Genomic DNA, 20796 nt, shown 5'->3' on the forward strand with positions numbered 1-20796 from the left:
TGCTACAGTCGTACGCCATGTTCCGATGAAATGGCGTAACAATGGCAACCATCACCACTCCCCGTCTGCACCTCACCCCTTTCGAACCCACTGACTGGGCCTTCTTTCGCTCGCTGCGCGAAGACCCCGCCATCATGCGCTATATGGCCGCCATCGCCCCCGAAAAAGAGACGCGACGCGTGTTTGCCGCGCGGCTCACGGCTGCACATGTGTTTGTGATCCGCTTTCAGAATGATGACACGCCGCTTGGCGATATCGGCCTGCAAATCAGCACTGAGAATCGTGAAGAGGCCGACATCGGCTATACGGTTGTGCCTGCCGCGCAGGGAAAAGGTATAGCCAGCGAGGCGCTGCGTGCGGTGTGTGATTATGCGTTTAACCAGACTAGCGTGAAGGCGATTAACGCCTACGTGCTGGCGGACAACGGCGGGTCGGTGCGGGTGTTAGAGAAAGCGGGGTTTGCTCGCACGCAGGTGCTGGAAAAGGCGTATGAGATTGACGGCGTGCGTTACGACGACTGGGTGTATCGGCTGGAGTGTGGTGCGGTCTGATGCCCTCACCCCAGCCCTCTCCCACAGGGAGAGGGAGAACACCCGGCCCGTAGGCCCGGTAAGCGAAGCGCCACCGGGCGATTGGGCTGCACCGCGGCCTGATGCCCTCACCCCAACCCTCTCCCACAGGGAGAGGGAGAAGGGCAAACTCTACTTCAACGACCCCTTCAGGAACTGCTGCAAACGCGGGCTTTGCGGGTTCGCCAGCACATCGTCCGGGTGCCCTTGCTCTTCAATTTTACCCTGATGCAGGAAGATAACGTGGTTCGAGACGTTACGGGCGAAGCCCATCTCGTGCGTCACCACCACCATCGTTTTGCCCTCTTCGGCGAGCTTCTGCATGATGCGCAGCACTTCGCCGACGAGTTCCGGGTCCAGCGCGGAGGTCGGTTCGTCAAACAGCAGCACCTCGGGCTCCATCGCCAGCGCGCGGGCGATGGAGACACGCTGCTGCTGACCGCCGGAGAGATGCACCGGGTATTTCATCTGCTGGCGCTCGTCAATACCCACTTTTGCCAGGTATTTCACCGCACGCTCGCGGGCTTCCTGCTTGCTCAGGCCCAGCACCTGAACCGGTGCTTCCATCACGTTCTCCAGCACCGTCATATGGCTCCAGAGGTTGAAGTGCTGGAACACCATCGTCAGACGCGTACGCAGCAGGCGCAGCTGATGCTTATCTGCCACCTTCAGCTGGCCGTCTTTATCACGCACCAGCGTAATATTCTGCCCGCTCACCACAATCGAGCCTTCGCTCGGCTTTTCAAGGAAGTTAATGCAGCGCAGGAAGGTACTTTTACCCGAGCCGGATGAGCCGATGATACTGATCACGTCGCCCGCATTCGCCTGCAGCGACACCCCTTTCAGCACTTCATGTTCGCCGTAGCGTTTGTGCAAATCAATAACGTTTAATTTGTTCTCAGCCATCATCTTTCTCAGTGCGTCGAAGAAGGTTTTATATGCTGCAACCAGCGTTTTTCAGCCTTACGGAACAGGCTAATCAAAACATACGAGATAATTAAATAGAGTACTGCCGCAATGCCAAACGCGGTAAACGGCTGATAGGTCGCGGAGTTAATATCGCGCGCAATTTTAAGCAGGTCCGGCACCGTCGCGGTGAAGGCCAGCGCGGTGGAGTGCAGCATCAAAATCACTTCGTTGCTGTACGCCGGTAACGCGATACGCAGCGCTGAGGGCAGAATGATGCAGCGGTAAAGCTTCACTGAGGAAAAGCCGTACGCGCGCGCCGCTTCAATCTCGCCGTAAGGCACAGAGCGAATTGCCCCCGCAAAAATCTCGGTGGTATAGGCGCAGGTGTTGAGCGTCAACGCCAGCACCGTACAGTTCAGACCGCTGCGGAAGAACGCGTTCAGCATCTCAGTGCCTTTGACGATCTCCAGCGTATACATGCCCGAATAGAACACCAGCAGCTGCACGTACAGAGGCGTACCGCGAAAGACATAGGTAAACAGCCAGATCGGGAACTGAATAAATTTATTGTTCGACACGCGACCAATGGCAAGAAACACCGCCAGAATGCCGCCCATCACCACGGAGGAGATCAGCAGCCAGAGCGTGATCGCCACGCCTGTAAAGCGATAGCCATCTGTCCACAGCAGCGATTTCCAGTATTCCTGAATAATCTCAATCACAGGTCAGCCCTCTTCACACCCACGGAGTAGCGACGCTCGAGCAGAAGCAGCACACCATTGGAGGCGGTCGTAAAGACCAGATAGATAACGCCACAAACCACCGCAAAGTAGAACGGCTCCCAGGTGCTTTTGCCTGCCAGCTGAGTGGCTTTCACCACATCTTCCAGACCGAGCAGCGAGACCAGCGCTGTGGCTTTGAGGATAACCTGCCAGTTGTTGCCGATGCCCGGCAGCGCATAGCGCATCATGGCCGGGAACATAATCCGACGAAACGTTTGTGAAGAGGTAAAACCAAATGCGGTCGCCGCCTCAATGTGGCCTTTCGGCACGGCCATGTAAGCACCGCGGAAGGTCTCGGTGAAGTAGGCACCGTAGATAAAACCGAGGGTAATAATACCGGCCACCATCGGGTCGATATCTATTTGTCCCATGCCCATCGCATCCGTCACGCTGTTAAGCGCAATCTGCAGACCGTAAAAGATAAGCAGCATCAGCACCAGATCGGGAACGCCGCGAATGAGCGTGGTGTAGCCTTCAAAGATTAGCGCCAGCGGTTTGTTAGCCGAAAGCTTCGCCCCTGCGCCTGCCAGACCTATCAGCACCGCCAGCACCACGGAGCTGATAGCCAGCTCAAGGGTGACAAGCGCGCCCTGTAAAATAACGCCAGAAAATCCGTACAGCATACCGCGAGCCCTGTCGTGTCGTGAGTGGTGGAACCGTGTCTTTTCCCCTCCCGAAGCGGGAGGGGCCGCACGTTATTTGACGGGGCGATTAGCCGCCGTAAACGTTAAAATCAAAGTACTTTTTCGCCAGCTTGTCGTAGGTGCCATCTGCACGCATTTCGGCGAAGGCTTTGTTCAGCGCTTCACGCAGCTCATTGTCTTCTTTGCGCAGGCCCATACCGGTACCCACACCAAACAGCTTCACGTCCTTAATGGACGGGCCGCCAAACTTGTAATCTTTACCCACCGGCGTTTTCAGGAAGCCTTCGCTCGCCGCGACTTCATCCTGGAATGCCGCGTCAATACGGCCTGCCGTCAGGTCAGCGTAGATATTTTCCTGGCCCTGATAAGAGACGATTTCGATCCCCTTCGGCGCCCAGTGTTCGTTGCCGTAGGTTTCCTGCGTGGTGCCCTGCAGCACGCCGACGCGTTTGCCTTTCAGCGACTCCAGCGTTGGCTGAATGTCAGAAGCCTTCGCCACCACCAGACGCGAATCGGCCGCATAGAGTTTGTCAGTGAAGGCAATCTCCTGCTGGCGTTTTTCGGTGATAGAGAGTGAGGACATAATCACGTCGATTTTTTTCGCTTTCAGGGATGGGATCAGCGCATCCAGCGGGTTCTCAACGTAGGTACACTGTGCTTTGATGCGTTTGCACAGCTCATTGGCCAGATCGATGTCAAAACCCACCAGTTCACCCTTTGAATTCTTCGATTCGAACGGCGCATAGGTTGGGTCGGTACCAATCCGGATTTTCTGTGGAATGGCTGCGAATGCCGCGGTGGCGCTGGAAAAGGCCAGTACCAGAGATAATGACAACACGAGTTTTTTCATATTTGTCCTCAACAAACTGTCTTCATACGGGATTTTTACGACGACGGGGTGGTGCTAATGTGCCATCAATCCCCTCTTTCAGGCAAAGATTAATGCCCTTCAGACGGGAATTTTTGCATTATAAATGCGTAAGTATGCACACAGCGATCCAATACGGTGCAATAAACGCACCGTATTGGGTCAACCGCTCCCGCAACGCACCTTTGCGGTGCGTTATCGCCTGGTCTTAGTCACCGTATACGTTGAAGTCGAAGTATTTCTTCGCCAGTTTGTCGTAAGTACCGTCCTTACGCAGCTCTGCAAAGGCTTTGTCGAAGGCGGCCTTCAGCTCGGTATCATCCTTACGCAGGCCAATACCGGTGCCGTCACCAAAGTACTTTTTATCTTTCACGGACGGGCCTGCAAACGCGTAGTCTTTACCCGCCGGCTGCTTCAGGAAGCCTTCGCTCGCGGCGACTTCATCCTGGAATGCCGCATCCAGACGGCCCGCCGCCAGGTCAGAGTAAATCAGATCCTGGTTTTGGTAAGCCACCACGTCTACGCCCTTCTCACGCCAGGTCGCATTGGCATAACCTTCCTGAGTCGATCCCTGCAGCACGCCAACGTGCTTGCCTTTCAGCGAGTCGATGGTTGGCTTAATCGGGGAACCTTTAGGAGCAATCAGGCGAGAATCTGCGGCGTAGAGCTTGTCAGAGAAGGCAATCTCCTGCTGACGTTTTTCGGTGATGGAGAGAGAAGAGATAATGGCGTCGATTTTCTTGGCTTTCAGCGACGGGATTAACGCGTCGAAGTCGCTGCCCACCCATGTGCATTTCACCGCAATGCGTTTGCACATTTCATTACCCAGATCGATATCAAACCCCACGAAATCGCCTTTCGCATCCTTGGAAGAGAATGGCGCGTAGGTTGCGTCTGTACCGATACGAACCGTCTGTGGAAGCGCTGCGTAGCTACCTGCTGCCGCACTTAACCCCACGAGCAAAGACAGAGCCAGAACCGTCTTCTTCATACATTTACCCTCAAGTACCGTGATTTTATTATGTATTGTGTTGTGTGTTGTGTTGCAGGCTTCATCTTGCAGGTCTTATGCCACATTGCCGTCTGGTCAAAACTTCGACGTTAAATATGTTAATAAAACGTTGCGATATTGCCTTAATGGTGAAAGATAGCAGGTCTGCCGAACGAACCGGAGAGAGAAAAAGGGAAAAAACGAATTAAATGTCGAGGATATGATCGCCGTTGCATAATTGCCCTGAAACAGGGCAACGTCTCTTTTCATGCACTCTGTTTGTGCACAGAATCAGGCCCCCTGCCAGCGGGTGAAGAGATCTTCCGGCAGGTCGATGTCGAACTGATCCAGCACGCGATTAACGGTCTGATTAATCACGTCATCCAGCGAAGTTGGGCGATGATAGAACGCCGGTACCGGCGGCATGATGACCGCGCCGAGCTCGGCGGCCTGAGTCATTAAACGCAGGTGCCCCAGGTGCAGCGGCGTTTCCCGCACGCAGAGCACCAGAGGACGACGTTCCTTCAGCACCACATCCGCCGCGCGGGTTACCAGGGTATCGGTATAGCTGTTCACAATGCCGGAGAGCGTTTTAATTGAACAGGGCAGGATAACCATGCCGGCTGTTTTAAATGAGCCTGAGGAGATGCTGGCGGCGATATCACGGGCATCGTGAACGACATCCGCCAGGGCCTGAACATCGCGCAGGGAGAGATCGGTTTCCAGCGAGAGGGTCTGCCGCGCCGCCTGGCTCATCACCAGATGGGTTTCGACTTCCGCCACGTTACGCAAAACCTGTAACAGACGTACGCCGTAAATCGCGCCACTGGCGCCGCTGAGCCCAACTATGAGTCGTTTCATGATTTTTGCCCTTACTGATTCAGGGCAGACTGTGCAGGATTTTGCGGGGAGTTGCAAGTGAGGGCATACGCCCTCACTTGCCGGAGCATCAACCTTCGTTATGCATCTCTAAACTTTCGAGATCGTTTTGCAGCTGAACGGCTTTGGCATCGTCGTTGCGCAGCGAATCCAGATAGTCGAGATACTGCTGGTCAACGTCTTTGGTCACGTAAATACCGTTAAACACGGAGCATTCGAACTGCTGAATATCCGGGTTCTCGGCGCGCACCGCGTCGATGAGATCGTTCAGATCCTGGAAAATCAGGCCGTCGGCACCGATGATCTGCCGAATTTCGTCCACTTCACGGCCGTGAGCGATCAGCTCGTTGGCGGTTGGCATATCAATACCGTACACGTTCGGGAAGCGAATCTCTGGTGCCGCAGAAGCCAGGTAGACTTTCTTCGCACCCGCTTCGCGCGCCATCTCGATAATCTGCTCAGAGGTGGTACCGCGAACGATGGAGTCGTCCACCAGCAGAACGTTCTTGTCGCGGAACTCGGCGCGGTTGGCGTTCAGTTTGCGGCGCACGGACTTACGACGCAGCTGCTGGCCCGGCATGATAAAGGTACGGCCAACGTAGCGGTTCTTCACGAAGCCCTGACGGTAAGGCTTATCCAGAATGCGGGCGATTTCCAGCGCGATATCGCAGGAGGTTTCCGGGATAGGAATGACGACGTCGATGTCGAGATCGTCCCACTCGCGGGCAATCTTCTCGCCCAGCTTGGTGCCCATGTTCACGCGCGCGCTGTAGACGGAAATCTTGTCGATGAAGGAATCCGGACGGGCAAAGTAGACGTATTCAAACAGGCACGGGTTGCTGACCGGATTATCGGCGCACTGGCGGGTAAACAGCTGGCCCTTCTCGGTGATGTAAACTGCTTCGCCCGGCGCAACGTCACGCAGGAACTCAAAGCCCAGGGTATCCAGCGCCACGCTTTCAGAGGCAACCATATATTCGGTGCGACCATCGCCGAGGTCACGCTTGCCGAGCACCAGCGGACGAATGCCGTTTGGATCGCGGAAGGCGACCATGCCATGACCGATGATCATCGCGACGCAGGCGTACGCACCGCGGATCTGGCGGTTTGTCGCAGCGACAGCGGCAAAGACGTTGTCTGCTTCCAGCGGGTAGTGACGGAAATTATCCAGCTCGCTGGCGAACACATTGAGCAGGATTTCAGAATCAGAGGTGGTGTTAATGTGGCGACGTTTCTCTTCGAACAGCTTTTTACGCAGCTCGTGCGCGTTGGTCAGGTTGCCGTTATGAGCAAGCGTGATGCCGTACGGTGAGTTGACGTAGAAAGGCTGTGCCTCAGAAGCGCTGGAACTGCCAGCAGTAGGATAACGAACGTGACCGATACCCATATTACCTTGCAGACGCTGCATATGGCGGGCTTCAAACACATCGTTCACCAGGCCATTCGCCTTGCGTAAACGGAAGCAGTTGTTTGCATCAATGGTGATGATACCCGCAGCATCCTGCCCACGGTGCTGAAGCACCGATAACGCGTCATAAATCGACTGGTTTACCGGCATGAAACCGGCGATACCGACAATACCGCACATTCGTCTTTTCCTCGTTAAGCCACATCTCAGGGTTTATGCCCTGGGCAAAAAACTCGACGAGCTTTGCAGATAGTCAAAGAACCATCTGATGATGAAGCTGAACTCTGGAATGAGCTGCGATTTTTGCCAGTCTTCGCTTTTGGAGAACCCGGTGAAGGTATCCAGGAAGAACAGGATCGCGGCCACAATCAGCACGCCTCGTAATGCCCCGAAACAGATCCCGAGCACCCTGTCCGTTCCTGACAGACCGGTTTTCTCGACCAGCTGACCTATCACGTAATTCACGATAGCGCCGACAATCAGCGTCGCGATAAACAGCACCGCGATGGCGATTCCATTTCGGACCAGTTCATCTTCAAAGCCCGTGAACCAGACAGACAGGTAAGTGTAGTAATGACTGGCGACAAAGAAAGCACAACCCCAAGTCACCAGCGATAACGCTTCACGAACAAAGCCACGGATCAGGCTAACCAGACAGGAAAAACCAATCACCGCAATGATGGCGTAATCAATCCAGACCATATGTGTCCCACGATTTAACGCCCTGTCATCCAGTTCGGGGCGAATTCTAACAGAAAAAGAAAACGTTTGCGTAGGGATTTCCTTCCCCCGCGTAAATAAAAAAGGCGCTGAAAAAATGTTCAACGCCGTGGCTTATTACGTCTCTTTGGACGTCTGCCGTTCCCCCTCACCCCAGCCCTCTCCCTCAAGGGAGAGGGAGCAAACTATCCCCTCGCCCCTCTGGGGAGAGGGTTAGGGTGAGGGGCAAGATTTTATCAGTTCGCGCTATAGCTCATCACTACGCCGCTCAGGCCGGAGATCTGCTTCAGCTCGCCGAGCGAACCTTTCAACTTGTCTTTTGACGCTTCTGGCCCCACGAGAATACGGGTAATTTTACCCTGCACCGGCGTGGTTGGTGAAGTGTAAACACGATATCCCGCACTGCGCAGTTTACCCACCACCTCATTGACTTTATCGGCATTTTTCAACGCGCCCAGCTGTACAACGTAGGCTTTACCCGTTGGGGCAGCGGCCTCTTGCTGAGCCGGTTTCGCTGGCGGAGGCGTCTCTGACGCCGCGGCAAGCTGTTCTGCCGTTTTATCACGCTGCGGTTTCGGCTGCGGTTTGTCGACCGGCTTCGGTTTTTCAGCAGGCTTAGGCTGCTCTACCGGCACAGGATCGATGTCGCTGTTGCTCGCTGCCGCCAGGCGAGACGGATCGAGCGACGGCGCTGCGGCATCCCCTGCACGCACCTCTTCCGCCGCACCTTCCGGTGGCTGAGCAGGAAGCGCCTGCGTCGCCGCCGGCAGCATATCCGGCTCATCGCGGTCACCCGGTTTAGGGACCAGCGGAATAGCGGCAAACTCATCCTGATAATGCTTTTTCTGCCCGTCGAGCAGACCCGGGAGAATAATCACCCCGAGCGCGACCAGCACAATGGTTCCTGTTAAACGGTTCTGAAACTTACTCGCCACCGGTTCTCCCCGCGTCCATCACTTCCATGACATGTGCCACCGTGTGGAATGAACCACACACCAGCACGGTATCTTCTGGTTTAGCATCCGCCATCGCGGCATGCCAGGCCTGCACCACGCTACCGTAGATTGCGCCTTTGCCGAGATGTTCCATCAACTGCTCAGCCGTCGCGCCGCGCGGCCCCTCCAGAGGAGCACAATACCAGCTATCGACCACACTCTCCATGCAGGCCAGCGTCCCGCCGATATCTTTATCATGAAGCATACCGATAACCGCCAGCACTCGCCCGGTTTTTGGTAACGATTTGAGACGTTCCGCGAGATACGCCGCCGCATGGGGGTTGTGCGCCACGTCCAGAATCAAACGCGGTGACTCGCTGACAATCTGAAAGCGCCCGGGCAGAATCGCGTTCTGTATGCCGTCGCGGATCGCCCGCTCGCTGACCGCAAGGCCGCTCGCACGAAGTGCCGCCAGGGCAGTCGCCGCGTTAGGCTGTGGCACCTGCGGCAGCGGCAGGTTGTCCAGCGCGCCCTGTGCATCGCTAAAGCGCCAGGCGTTGTCACGCACTTCATACTGCCAGTCAACGCCGCGACGCAGCAGACGCGCGCCCTTCTCGTTTGCCACGTCAGCAATGGTGTGTGGCATATCCGGCTCGCCGACCACGGCGGGCTTATTGGCCCGGAAAATACCGGCCTTCTCGCGGCCAATGCTTTCCCGGTCCGGACCCAGCCAGTCGATATGGTCCAGCGCGATGCTGGTGACCACCGCCACGTCCGCATCAACCATATTGGTCGCATCAAGACGACCGCCGAGGCCGACCTCAAGGATCACCACGTCCAGCTGCGCCTGCCTGAACAGCCACAGCGCTGACAGAGTGCCGTATTCAAAATAGGTTAATGAGGTCTCACCGCGCGCGGCTTCAATTTCCGCGAACGACGCCGTATGCGCCGATTCCGGCAGTTCGCTGTTCTGCACGCGCACCCGCTCGGTGTAGCGTACCAGGTGTGGAGAACTGTAAACGCCTACCCTGTAACCCGCAGCCATCAGCACGGATTCCAGCGTACGGCAGGTGGTGCCTTTACCGTTGGTGCCCGCGACGGTGAACACGAAAGGTGCCGGTTTGAGCACATCAAGACGCGCGGCGACCTGGCTTACGCGTTCAAGCCCCATATCGATGGTTTTACTGTGCAGGTTTTCCAGATAAGAAAGCCACGCGGCCAGGGGCGACGTGGCTTGGGGAATGCTTTTATTTTCCATAATGCCCGGTTGTCATTAACAGATTAGAAAGCAAAAGGGCAGCGCCAACCGGCCCTGCCCTTTTCAGTTATCAGGCCTCGGGTTCCTGATCCGGTACCACCACGCCTTCGCGCGGCTCATCCGGGTTCGGCGCTGGCAGATTCATCAGCTTCGCCAGGATGCTCGCCAGCTTCAGGCGCATTTCCGGACGGCGAACGATCATGTCGATGGCGCCTTTCTCAATGAGGAACTCACTGCGCTGGAAGCCAGGCGGCAGTTTTTCACGCACAGTCTGCTCGATAACGCGAGGACCCGCAAAGCCGATCAGCGCTTTTGGCTCAGCGATGTTCAGATCGCCCAGCATCGCGAAGCTAGCGGAGACACCACCCATGGTTGGGTCGGTCAGCACGGAGATATACGGCAGACCGCGCTCCTGCATTTTCGCCAGCGCAGCAGAGGTTTTCGCCATCTGCATCAGAGACATCAGCGCTTCCTGCATGCGCGCACCGCCGGAGGCAGAGAAGCAGATCAGCGGACAGTTGTCTTCCAGCGCCTGCTCAACGGCACGCACAAAGCGCGCACCGACCACGGAGCCCATTGAGCCGCCCATAAAGGCGAACTCAAACGCAGCGGCAACAACCGGCATCTCGTGCAGGGTGCCTTTCATGACGATCAGCGCGTCTTTCTCGCCGGTCTCTTTCTGTGCAGAGGCCAGACGATCTTTGTATTTTTTGGAATCGCGGAACTTCAGCACGTCTTTTGGCTCAAGCTCGCTGCCCAGTTCTACCAGAGAACCTTCGTCCAGCAGGCTATGCAGGCGATTGCGCGCCGACATACGCATATGGTGGTCACACTTCGGACACACCTCAAGGTTGCGTTCCAGCTCTGCGCGATACAGAACCTGGCCGCAGCTATCACACTTCGTCCATACCCCTTCAGGAATGCTCGCTTTGCGCGTTGGGGTAATGTTGCTTTTAATTCGTTCAATCCAGCTCATTGATAACCTTTCTGCCTGAACCTGGTCGTATGCCAGTTTTGCTATAAGAGGCGAATAATGCCATTTTTGCCTCCAACAGACCATGAATGTTGCACATTAAAACATAACAGCCCGAAACTTTGGATAAAAAAGTGGTCGAACCGCCAGTGTGCATTTACTTCGATTGTTTTGCCGCCGCACGTTTGTGACGAATAATTTCGACAACGCCTGGCAGTACGGAAAGCACAATAATCCCTACAATCAGTAACTTAAGGTTTTCCTGAACCACCGGGAGATCGCCAAACAGGTAGCCTGCATAGGTAAACAGCAGTACCCACAACAGCGCGCCAACCACGTTATATGCCGCAAAATGACGATAGGACATGTGCCCCATTCCCGCCACAAACGGTGCAAATGTGCGCACAATAGGCACAAAACGCGCAAGGATAATGGTTTTTCCACCATGGCGCTCGTAAAACGCATGGGTTTTATCTAAATAGCTGAGACGGAAAATTTTCGAATCAGGATTGCTGAAAAGCCGCTCACCGAACACGCGCCCAATCGTATAGTTGACCGCATCGCCAATAATGGCGGCAATCACCATCAGTACAACCATAAGGTGCACGTTCAGGTCATTGGTAGGTAGCGCCGATAATGCCCCGGCGACGAAAAGCAGTGAATCGCCTGGCAGGAACGGGGTAACGACCAGACCGGTTTCACAAAACAGAATGAGGAACAGAATAGCGTAAACCCAGACGCCATACTGCGCGACCAGCTCCGCCAGGTGAACATCAATATGCAGGATGAAATCAATCAAAAAACGAATTACGTCCATATTGTCTAAGCCCTAATTGCACCTTTGTTTAGTCCGCTAAAAACAGCGGGCCCATTGGCGGTTTTGGCAGGTCAAACCGATCCGGATAGTCTACCGAGACCAGATACAATCCTTCCGCTTTCGCCGTGGCTGCCGCAAGCGTTCTGTCCTTCGCTGCCAGCAGGTCTGCAATCCAGCTCTCCGGCTGGTGTCCGGCACCCACTTCCATCAGGCTGCCCACAATATTCCGAACCATATGATGTACAAAGGCATTGGCTTTGATATCCACCACCACATACGCGCCATAACGGCTGACGTTTATGTGCATGACGTTACGCCACGGCGTACGGGACTGACACTGGACCGCACGAAACGAGGTAAAGTCATTTTCACCAATCAGGCACTGCGCCGCACGATGCATCCGTTCAGCATCAAGCGGTTCATAAAAATGCGTCACGCCCTGGCTTAATACCGCCGGACGCAGACGCTGGTTGTAGATGACATAACGGTAGCGGCGCGCCGTGGCGCTGAAGCGCGCGTGAAAATCATCCGGCACAGCTTTTACCCAACGCACCGCAATGTCACCAGGCAAATTCGCATTTACACCCAGCGTCCAGGCGGCATCCTTACGTACGGCGGTGGTTTCAAAGTGAACCACCTGCCCCGTGCCGTGAACCCCCGCGTCCGTACGTCCTGCACACAGGACGTTAATCGGCTCGTTTGCCACCTGAGAGAGCGCTTTTTCCAGCTTTTCCTGGACGCTGCGCACCTCGTTCTGACGCTGCCAGCCATAATATTTACTGCCGTCGTACTCAATGCCGAGGGCAATTTTATGAACTGGCTTTTGCTCCACTGCTGACATCAGTACAGGTACTCCTGCACCAGTTTTTCAGCGATCTTCACCGCCATCAGCGCGCCGCCAAAGCGAACGTTATCGGCAACAGACCAGAACTGAACCTGCTCCGGCATACCGTAATCGTTGCGCACGCAGCCTACGGAGAGGTGTGCGCTCCCTGAGGCATCGCCCACCTGAGTCGGGAACTCGCTCTCTTCAGAAAGCACGATGTCTTCACCGCGGCCGAACGCATCGCGCGCCTCTTCTGCTGCCAGCGGACGCAGCGCTTCAAAACCAACCATCTGCGCATGGCCGTAGAAGACCGGGGACTGCACAACGTTCGCAGAAATCATCAGGCCATCGTCCTGCAGAATTTTACGGACTTCATCGACGATACGGCGCTCCTCGCGCACAGAACCTTCGCGATCCGGCAGCAGTGGCAGCATGTTGAACGCCAGCTGGCGACCAAAGAAATCGTCTTCATCAATCGGGATGCCGTTCAGCAGCTTCGCACTCTGTCCGGCCAGCGCGTCAACGGCCTTTTTGCCGTTCGCGGACGCGGACAGCAGGCTGGTGACGGTAATGCGCGACAGGCCGCCGTCGTCGATCAGCGGCTTCAGGGCGGTCAGCAGCTGGCTGGTCAGGCTGTTCGGTACCGCAATGACGTTACGGTTGCGGTAGTCAGCCAGCACAAACGGGTTCACGTCCGGCACCACCAGCGGCACATCCGGCTCCATTGAGAACAGGCCGCTCAGGTCGATCACCAGACAGCCTGCGTTGGTCGCCTCTTCAATGTACGCAGCAGTGGCTTCAGCGCCCGCAGCGAAAAACGCCAGCTGCGCCTGGGTCCAGTCGAACGTCGCCGCATCCTGGACCATCACGGATTTACCGTTAAAACGCAGATGCTCACCCGCGCTATCCGTACGCGCCAGCGCATAGATATCGCCCACCGGGAACTGACGCTCAGCAAGAGTTTCGAGCAGGGCTTCGCCCACGGCACCCGTGGCACCTAAAATGGCAATGTTCCAGCCTTCAGACATGGTGGTTTACTCCAGAAATAAAAAAGCGTCCCTGTCGGAGTATCCGACAGGGAGCATTAAGAAGACATTAATGCGCCGGGTGATGAACGGCGTTAAACCCTAACTTATGCAGCAGCGCCGCCGCCGGGGCATCGTCGCATATTACATACAGGGAAGACCACTCGCGGCGCTCAACGTAGTTCTTGCGCAGCTTATCAAACTCACCCGGGATCCCCGCCACTTTACGCAGCAGCGCATCATCGCGGCGCACATCATACACCAAATGCACCAGCCTTTTCAGCGTTGCCTGATCGAGCGGGCCGTGCAAGGTAATGCGGCCAAATTCAGGCGCGGGGAGTAAGGTATCCAGCGCCACCTGCTGCGGATGGCCAATAAAGGCGCTATAGGCTTCGAAGACCTGCGTCGTGCCGCGGGCTTTCCCCTCAAGGGTGTAACCGGCGATGTGCGCGGTGCCCACGTCCACCTTATTAAGCAACTCAACGTTGAGATCCGGCTCCGGCTCCCAGACGTCCAGCACCACGCTGAGGTCTTGTCCTTCATTCAGACACGCCAGCAGCGCGGCGTTATCCACCACCGGACCACGGCAGGCATTTATCAGAATAGTGCCAGGCTTCAGGCGGCGGATCAGCGCGTCGTCAGCGAGATGCAGCGACTTATACGGCCCCTCTTTAAACAGCGGCGTGTGGAAAGTCAGCACGTCACACTGTTCAACCAGCTCGTCCAGCGAGCGAAAATCACCGTCATCACCGTTGTCCTTGCGCGGCGGATCGCACAGCAGCGTGCGGATCCCTAATGCTTCAAGACGCTTTTGCAGGCGTCCGCCCACGTTACCCACGCCAACAATCCCCACGGTGCGGTCTTTCAGCACAAAACCGTCTCGCTCGGCCAGCATCAGCAGCGAGGAGAAAACGTATTCCACGACGGCAATGGCGTTACAGCCCGGCGCGGCGGAAAAACCGATCCCGGCCTGCGTAAGCCATTTATCATCCACATGATCGGTCCCTGCCGTTGCGGTCCCGACGAACTTAATCGCTTTACCGGCGAGCAATGCCTCATTTACTTTGGTCACCGAGCGCACCATCAGCGCGTCTGCGTCATCCAGTTCGTTGACCGGGATCGGGCGACCAGGGACAGCCTTAACGTTACCCAGGCGGCTAAACAGCTCACGGGCATAAGGCATATTTTCATCAACGAGGATTTTCACGTCTGAGTACCTGTTTGAGAGGAAGAAAACCTGCCAAGTGTGCCATAATCTGGCCGCCAGGCATATACGTCTGCCAGGTTTACGCTGAGATTTGACTTTAAGGATTTTTGACGATGCAGCCCATTTCAGGCACGCCGCCGCGCCCTCCGGGTGAAGGCCCTGTTACGCCAAACGTTGCCGGTGAACAACCGCTATCCACGCAACAGCGCACCGTGCTGGAGCGACTGATCACGCGCCTTATTGCGCTGACTTCGCAGCAAAACGCGGAAGTCTGGGCTGGGGTAAAGCATGATTTGGGCATGAGAAACGACGCGCCGCTGCAGTCGCGCCACTTCCCTGCTGCCGAGCAAAACCTGAACCAGCGTATCAATACCGCGCAGCAGAACCACACCACGCGCCAGATTGTCGCGCAGCTGACGGAGCTGCTTGGCCAGGGAAATAACCGCCAGGCGGTGAGTGATTTTATTCGCCAGCAGTATGGTCAGACCGCCCTGGGCCAGTTGACGCCAGACCAGCTTAAAACCGTGCTAACGCTGTTGCAGAACAATGAGCTGTCTATTCCGCAGCCTCAGGTGCGCCCGTCGACCGAGCGTTCGCTGCTGCCCGCCGAGCACAACACGCTCAAGCAGATGGTGACAAAGCTGGCCGCGGCCACCGGCGAACCGACGAAGCTTATCTGGCAATCCATGCTGGAACTGTCAGGCGTGAAGGCAGGCGAGCTGATCCCGGCCAAACAGTTTACCCATCTGGTGACCTGGCTCCAGGCGCGCCAGACGCTCAGCACCCAGAATGCGCCTACCCTGCATACCGTTCAGGCCGCACTGAAACAGCCGCTTGAGCCGCGCGAGTTCGAGATGATTCGGGATTACGTCCAGCAAAACTGGCAGGCCACACCGCAAACGGTACTGACTACCGCACAGGTGCAGGATGTGCTCAATCAGATCTTCATTCGCCGCGCCGAGCGCGAAGGCGGCGTGCCGGAGGTGAGAAACATTCAGCCAATCTACAACCCGCTGTTTGCACCCGTCGTGGAGACGTTCAGAACCCTCTCAGCGCGTCCGGGATTGCTGTTTATTGCGTTACTGATTGCGCTGGCGATTTTCTGGCTGGTTGCCTGATGTTTTGCCCGGTGGCGCTGCGCTTACCGGGCCTACAACGGCTCAAACCGTAGGCCGGGTAAGGCGAAGCCACCACCCGGCAACAACGGCTTAAGACCTGCGAAACGCCAGCAGCGTCACCACGATCCCAACCACTGCTGAAACCGCACCTGCCAGGAAGACCGACGGATAACCAAACGAGGTGGCTAACAGACCGGCCAGCGGCCCAGTGACCCCGTATGAGATATCCTGAAACGCCGCATAGCCGCCCAGCGCCGTACCGCGCACCTGCGGAGCCACGCGCTTCACCACTTCAACGCCGAGCGCCGGGAAAATCAGTGAACAGCCGCAGCCGGTCAGCGCCGCACCAAGCAGCGCAACGGATGCCACGGGCGCATTCCACAGCAGCAGCAGACCGATGGTCTCAACAACCAGCGACGCCACCGCCACCCTCACGCCGCCAAAGCGATCCGGCATCCAGCCGAAGAGCACGCGCATCAGCACAAACGCGCCGCCAAAAGCGGTGAGCGTAAAACCGGCCATCGCCCAGCCACGGCTCATAAAATAGAGCGAGACGAAGGTACCAATCACCGCAAACCCCACGCCCTGCAGCGCAAGGCCAAGACCTGGCTGCCAGATTTGGCCGACTACGCTCCACAGGGATGGACGCTCGCCTTTGTGCGCGGGCACTTTACGCACCGATCCGTTAAACGCCCACGCCAGCAGCGGCAGCGCCATGGTGGTTGCGGCCAGCGCCGCAAATCCGAACTGGCTATTGATGATCAGCCCAAGCGGTGCCCCTGCGGCCAGCGCGCCATAGATGGCCATGCCGTTCCAGGACATCACTTTGCCGGAACGTGCCGGGCCCACCAGGCCCATTCCCCAGCTCAGGGTGCCGGTCAGCAGCTGGCTTTCACCAAAGCCCAGGATTAAGCGGCCCAGCACCAGCAGGGCAAATTTATACGCGGCGTCTACCGGCAGGAGAGCCGCCAGCAGCCATGCGCCGCCCGCCAGCCCGCAGGCAAACATCCCCTGCAGCGCTGAACGTTTAGCACCGTGCTGATCCGCCAGCCGTCCGGCGTATCCGCGGGTTAGAACCGTCGCTAAAAACTGGATACCTACGGCGATGCCAACCATGGTGTTGCCATAGCCGAGTTCCTGGTGAACGAACAGCGGGATCACCGGCAGCGGCAGGCCAACGGTCATATAGGTCAGGAATACCGCAAAGGCGATACGGAACAGCGAGACGTTCGCTGAAGGCGTTGTTTCTGTTTGAGTTACTGCAGTCATGCTTTACTCCAAAATGAAGAGTAAGGCGGGAAAAATGCCACGCCCCCTCTACCTGGTTATCAGGATTAAGGCGCGTTGGTTGACGTTAAACGCTTACGCATTATCGTGAGGATAATGTTGAGGGGTGAAGTTTGCCTGTGAGATCAGCCGGTTGTCAATGCATAAAAAAGGGAGCCTTATGGCTCCCTTTCTGAATCAAACATAAAACTTATGCTTTCAGCTTACGCATCACCAGCGTGGCGTTGGTGCCGCCGAAACCGAAGCTGTTGGACATGACGGTGGTCAGCGTCGCGTCCATTGGTTTGGTGACGATGTTCAGGCCAGCAGCTTGCTCATCCATCTCATCGATGTTGATGCTTGGCGCGATAAAGCCGTTTTCCAGCATCAGCAGAGAGTAGATCGCTTCCTGCACGCCAGCCGCACCCAGAGAGTGACCGGTCATGGCTTTGGTCGCGGAGATCGCCGGGCTGTTGTCGCCAAACACTTCACGGATCGCACCCAGCTCTTTCACGTCGCCTACTGGCGTAGAGGTGCCGTGAGAGTTCAGGTAGTCGATTGGGGTATCAACGCCGTGCATCGCCATCTTCATGCAGCGCACCGCGCCTTCACCGGATGGAGCCACCATGTCGGCGCCGTCAGACGTGGCGCCGTAGCCCACGATTTCAGCGTAGATGTGCGCACCGCGTGCCAGCGCGTGCTCCAGCTCTTCAACCACAACCATACCGCCGCCGCCCGCGATAACGAAACCGTCACGGTGAGCGTCATAGGTACGGGACGCTTTATCTGGCGTCTCGTTGTATTTGGTGGACAGTGCGCCCATTGCGTCGAATTCACAGGCCATTTCCCAGCCCAGCTCTTCGCCGCCGCCAGCAAATACGATGTCCTGTTTACCCAGCTGGATCTGCTCAACAGCATTACCGATGCAGTGTGCGGAAGTTGCACACGCGGAGCTGATGGAGTAGTTCACACCGTGGATTTTGAATGGGGTCGCCAGGCATGCGGAAACCGCAGAACCCATGGCTTTGGTGACCACGTACGGACCTACCGCTTTCAGACCACGCGGGCTACGCATTGCGTCAGCACCGAATACCTGCGCTTTTGATGAGCCGCCGGAACCGGCGATCAGACCCACGCGCGGGTTGTTCTGATAAACCTCTTCGCTCAGGCCGGAATCTTTGATCGCTTCCTGCATGGAGAGATAAGCATAAATAGAGGCATCGTTCATGAAACGAACCACTTTACGGTCAATCAAACCGGTGGTGTCCAGTTTGACGTTACCCCATACGTGGCTACGCATACCTGAATCTTTAAACTCTTCAGAGAAAGTGATCCCGGAGCGTCCTTCACGCAGAGATGCCAGGACTTCCTGCTGGTTATTACCGATGCTGGAAACAATGCCCAGGCCAGTAATCACTGCACGTTTCATTCAATACCTCTGTAAGTCGCACTATAGTAAGTTTCGAGTCGCACAATAGCGTACACTTGTACGCCGAACAAGTCCGATCAGACATTTTCTGCGGAAATTTGCACCGATGGACTCACATCGTTAAGATCGTGCCACTGCCTGTCAGACGAGTAACTTACGTGAAACAAAACGCTATACAACCCGCCAACCTCGAATTCAACGCTGAGGGTACACCTGTTTCCCGAGATTTTGATGACGTCTATTTTTCTAATGATAACGGACTTGAAGAAACCCGCTATGTTTTCCTCGACGGAAACCAGCTCAGCACCCGCTTCCCGGCGCACCCGCGCAGCCAGTTTGTGGTCGCGGAGAGTGGATTCGGTACCGGGCTGAATTTTTTAACCCTCTGGCAGGCGTTCGCTCGGTTTCACGCTGCACACCCTGAGGCTACGCTACAAAGATTACATTTCATCAGTTTCGAAAAATTCCCGCTCACCGCGCATGACCTGCGGCTTGCCCATCAGCGCTGGCCAGAGCTATCAGCCTGGGCAGAGCAGCTCCAGGCGCAGTGGCCGCCCCACATCGGCGGCTGTCATCGCCTGATTCTGGACGGCGGACGCGTCACGCTGGACCTCTGGCTGGGCGATATTAACGACCTGACCGATACGCTCGACGACTCGATGAATCAGAAGGTGGACGCGTGGTTCCTGGACGGCTTTGCGCCCGCCAAAAACCCGGACATGTGGAGCCAGCACCTGTTTAGCGCAATGGCGCGACTGGCACGCCCGGGCGCAACGCTCGCCACCTTTACCTCGGCAGGCTTTGTCCGCCGCGGGCTGCAGGAGGCGGGCTTTACCATGCAGAAAACCAAAGGCTTTGGCCGCAAGCGCGACATGCTGGTCGGCAGAATGGAGCGTACGCTGGACATCCCCGCCAGTGCCCCCTGGTTTGCACGCACCGCCAGCGCATCGCGTGAGGTGGCGATAGTCGGTGGAGGGATCGCCAGCGCCCTGCTCTCCCTCGCGCTTGTTCACCGCGGCTGGCAGGTTACGCTCTACTGTGCTGACGACGCGCCAGCTAACGGCGCGTCCGGCAACCGCCAGGGGGCGCTCTATCCGCTTTTAAGCGCGCACGACCCGGCGCTGTTCCAGTTTTTCCCGGCGGCGTTTACCTTCGCCCGTCGCCTGTATGACGCTCTGCCGGTCGCATTCGACCATGACTGGTGCGGCGTCACGCAGCTCGGCTGGGATGAGAAGAGCCAGCAGAAGATTGCGCAGATGCTGTCGCTGGGCCTGCCGGAGGAGATTGCCCGCGCGGTGAGCGCTGAGCAGGTGGCTGAAAGCGCTGGCGTTGAGACCGGCTGCGGCGGTATTCAGTATCCTCTCGGCGGCTGGCTGTGCCCGGCCGAGCTGACCGCTGCGGTCATTGCCCTGGCGCAGTCGCGCGGACTGACGGTGCACTATGCCCACAGGGTGGAATCGCTTCACCGGACAGAACGCTGGAGTCTGCATTTTGCCGATGGCAAAGAGGCGCACCATGCCTGCGTTGTGCTGGCAAACGGACATAACATCAGCGAGTTTATCCAGACAGCGGCGTTGCCGGTTTATCCGGTCGGCGGCCAGGTGAGCCATATCCCGACCGCGCCTGCGCTCGGCCAACTGCGCCAGGTGCTGTGCTATGACGGCTATCTGACGCCGCAAAATCCGTCTAACGGCCATCACTGCATCGGCGCCAGCTATCATCGTGGCGAAACGGATATGCGCTACAGCGAGGCGGATCAGGCGCAAAACCGTCAGCGCCTGATTGACTGTTTCCCGGATGCGGCGTGGGCGAAAGAGGTGGACGTCAGCGCGGGGGAAGCGCGCTGCGGCGTGCGCTGTGCCACCCGCGATCATCTGCCGATGGCGGGAAACGTGCCGGACTATGAGGCAACGCTTGAGGCCTATCAGGATCTGGCCGAGCACAAGGAGACGGCGGGGGCCGCGCCGGTGTATACGGAGCTGTTTATGCTGGGCGGGCTGGGTTCTCGCGGGCTGTGCTCTGCGCCGCTGCTGGCTGAAGTATTAGCCGCGCAAATGAGCGACGAGCCGATTCCGCTGGACAGAATTACGCTTGCGGGACTCAACCCAAATCGACTGTGGGTACGGAAACTGCTGAAGGGGAAGAAGGTTAAGTAGAGTGCGGTCTGTTGCC

The 20796-nt window shown here is 57.0% G+C and carries 20 protein-coding genes; 3 read left to right on the forward strand and 17 right to left on the reverse strand.

Translation table 11 applies throughout. The features are described 5' to 3' along the window. The first annotated feature begins 41 nt into the window (after nucleotides 1-41). A complete protein-coding gene (locus ABR39_RS08865; protein ID WP_047346635.1) occupies nucleotides 42-551 on the forward strand; it encodes a GNAT family N-acetyltransferase in 510 nt (169 codons plus the stop codon). Nucleotides 552-701: 150 nt separating this feature from the next. Here ABR39_RS08865 and hisP read toward each other — a convergent pair whose 3' ends face one another. The 15 genes from hisP to pdxB form a co-directional block, all read right to left on the reverse strand. Further along, nucleotides 702-1475 (reverse strand): histidine ABC transporter ATP-binding protein HisP, encoded by a 774-nt coding sequence (gene hisP, locus ABR39_RS08870; RefSeq protein WP_047346636.1) that lies wholly within the window; start codon nucleotides 1473-1475, stop codon nucleotides 702-704. An 8-nt stretch (nucleotides 1476-1483) separates the two neighbouring features. Then, complete coding sequence (locus ABR39_RS08875; RefSeq protein WP_008502590.1) at nucleotides 1484-2200, reverse strand: ABC transporter permease; 717 nt, start codon at nucleotides 2198-2200, stop codon at nucleotides 1484-1486. Next, the gene (locus tag ABR39_RS08880) at nucleotides 2197-2883 is read right to left on the reverse strand and encodes a histidine ABC transporter permease HisQ (RefSeq protein ID WP_023336422.1); all 687 of its coding nucleotides are present in this window, start codon (nucleotides 2881-2883) and stop codon (nucleotides 2197-2199) included. Before ABR39_RS08880 ends, ABR39_RS08875 begins: the two co-directional genes overlap by 4 nt. Before the next feature lie 88 nt (nucleotides 2884-2971). Beyond that, complete coding sequence (hisJ, locus tag ABR39_RS08885) at nucleotides 2972-3754, reverse strand: histidine ABC transporter substrate-binding protein HisJ (RefSeq protein ID WP_023336423.1); 783 nt, start codon at nucleotides 3752-3754, stop codon at nucleotides 2972-2974. Nucleotides 3755-3980: 226 nt separating this feature from the next. After that, complete coding sequence (gene argT, locus ABR39_RS08890; protein WP_047346637.1) at nucleotides 3981-4763, reverse strand: lysine/arginine/ornithine ABC transporter substrate-binding protein ArgT; 783 nt, start codon at nucleotides 4761-4763, stop codon at nucleotides 3981-3983. 291 nt (nucleotides 4764-5054) lie between these two features. Beyond that, nucleotides 5055-5624 (reverse strand): UbiX family flavin prenyltransferase, encoded by a 570-nt coding sequence (locus ABR39_RS08895; protein WP_047346638.1) that lies wholly within the window; start codon nucleotides 5622-5624, stop codon nucleotides 5055-5057. Nucleotides 5625-5712: 88 nt separating this feature from the next. Beyond that, on the reverse strand, nucleotides 5713-7230 hold the full coding sequence (purF, locus tag ABR39_RS08900; RefSeq protein WP_047346639.1) for an amidophosphoribosyltransferase: 1518 nt from the start codon (nucleotides 7228-7230) through the stop codon (nucleotides 5713-5715). 33 nt (nucleotides 7231-7263) lie between these two features. Then, nucleotides 7264-7752: a colicin V production protein gene (gene cvpA / locus ABR39_RS08905; RefSeq protein ID WP_000262116.1), complete on the reverse strand. Its 489-nt coding sequence runs from the start codon at nucleotides 7750-7752 to the stop codon at nucleotides 7264-7266. 254 nt (nucleotides 7753-8006) lie between these two features. Beyond that, the gene (dedD, locus tag ABR39_RS08910) at nucleotides 8007-8705 is read right to left on the reverse strand and encodes a cell division protein DedD (RefSeq protein WP_047346640.1); all 699 of its coding nucleotides are present in this window, start codon (nucleotides 8703-8705) and stop codon (nucleotides 8007-8009) included. Beyond that, nucleotides 8695-9963, reverse strand: coding sequence for a bifunctional tetrahydrofolate synthase/dihydrofolate synthase (gene folC, locus ABR39_RS08915; RefSeq protein WP_047346641.1), 1269 nt, complete (start codon nucleotides 9961-9963; stop codon nucleotides 8695-8697). Before folC ends, dedD begins: the two co-directional genes overlap by 11 nt. Nucleotides 9964-10033: 70 nt before the next feature. Beyond that, complete coding sequence (gene accD, locus ABR39_RS08920; RefSeq protein WP_023336427.1) at nucleotides 10034-10939, reverse strand: acetyl-CoA carboxylase, carboxyltransferase subunit beta; 906 nt, start codon at nucleotides 10937-10939, stop codon at nucleotides 10034-10036. A 154-nt stretch (nucleotides 10940-11093) separates the two neighbouring features. After that, a complete protein-coding gene (locus ABR39_RS08925; RefSeq protein WP_047346642.1) occupies nucleotides 11094-11753 on the reverse strand; it encodes a DedA family protein in 660 nt (219 codons plus the stop codon). Between the two features lie 28 nt (nucleotides 11754-11781). Continuing rightward, complete coding sequence (truA, locus tag ABR39_RS08930) at nucleotides 11782-12594, reverse strand: tRNA pseudouridine(38-40) synthase TruA (RefSeq protein WP_047346643.1); 813 nt, start codon at nucleotides 12592-12594, stop codon at nucleotides 11782-11784. Then, complete coding sequence (locus tag ABR39_RS08935; protein WP_047346644.1) at nucleotides 12594-13607, reverse strand: aspartate-semialdehyde dehydrogenase; 1014 nt, start codon at nucleotides 13605-13607, stop codon at nucleotides 12594-12596. The genes truA and ABR39_RS08935 overlap by 1 nt, the downstream gene beginning before the upstream one ends. A gap of 67 nt (nucleotides 13608-13674) precedes the next feature. After that, nucleotides 13675-14811 carry a 4-phosphoerythronate dehydrogenase PdxB gene (pdxB, locus tag ABR39_RS08940; RefSeq protein WP_047346645.1) on the reverse strand — a complete coding sequence of 379 codons (1137 nt, stop codon included), beginning with the start codon at nucleotides 14809-14811 and terminating at the stop codon, nucleotides 13675-13677. Nucleotides 14812-14924: 113 nt separating this feature from the next. Here pdxB and flk point away from each other — a divergent pair, with 113 nt between their 5' ends. Then, nucleotides 14925-15929, forward strand: a complete 1005-nt coding sequence (flk, locus tag ABR39_RS08945) for a flagella biosynthesis regulator Flk (RefSeq protein ID WP_047346646.1) — start codon at nucleotides 14925-14927, stop codon at nucleotides 15927-15929. 90 nt (nucleotides 15930-16019) lie between these two features. Here flk and ABR39_RS08950 read toward each other — a convergent pair whose 3' ends face one another. Both ABR39_RS08950 and fabB read right to left on the reverse strand, forming a co-directional pair. Then, nucleotides 16020-17198 (reverse strand): MFS transporter, encoded by a 1179-nt coding sequence (locus ABR39_RS08950; protein ID WP_047346647.1) that lies wholly within the window; start codon nucleotides 17196-17198, stop codon nucleotides 16020-16022. Between the two features lie 208 nt (nucleotides 17199-17406). Then, entirely contained in the window at nucleotides 17407-18624 is a 1218-nt protein-coding gene (gene fabB / locus ABR39_RS08955) for a beta-ketoacyl-ACP synthase I (RefSeq protein ID WP_023312571.1), read from the reverse strand. Between the two features lie 158 nt (nucleotides 18625-18782). On the opposite strand from fabB, the gene mnmC reads away from it, so the two are divergent. Next, a complete protein-coding gene (mnmC, locus tag ABR39_RS08960) occupies nucleotides 18783-20780 on the forward strand; it encodes a bifunctional tRNA (5-methylaminomethyl-2-thiouridine)(34)-methyltransferase MnmD/FAD-dependent 5-carboxymethylaminomethyl-2-thiouridine(34) oxidoreductase MnmC (RefSeq protein WP_047346648.1) in 1998 nt (665 codons plus the stop codon). The last annotated feature ends 16 nt before the right edge of the window (nucleotides 20781-20796 follow it).

This window comes from Enterobacter genomosp. O (genome assembly GCF_001022965.1).
GTDB classification, from domain to species: domain Bacteria; phylum Pseudomonadota; class Gammaproteobacteria; order Enterobacterales; family Enterobacteriaceae; genus Enterobacter; species Enterobacter cloacae_L.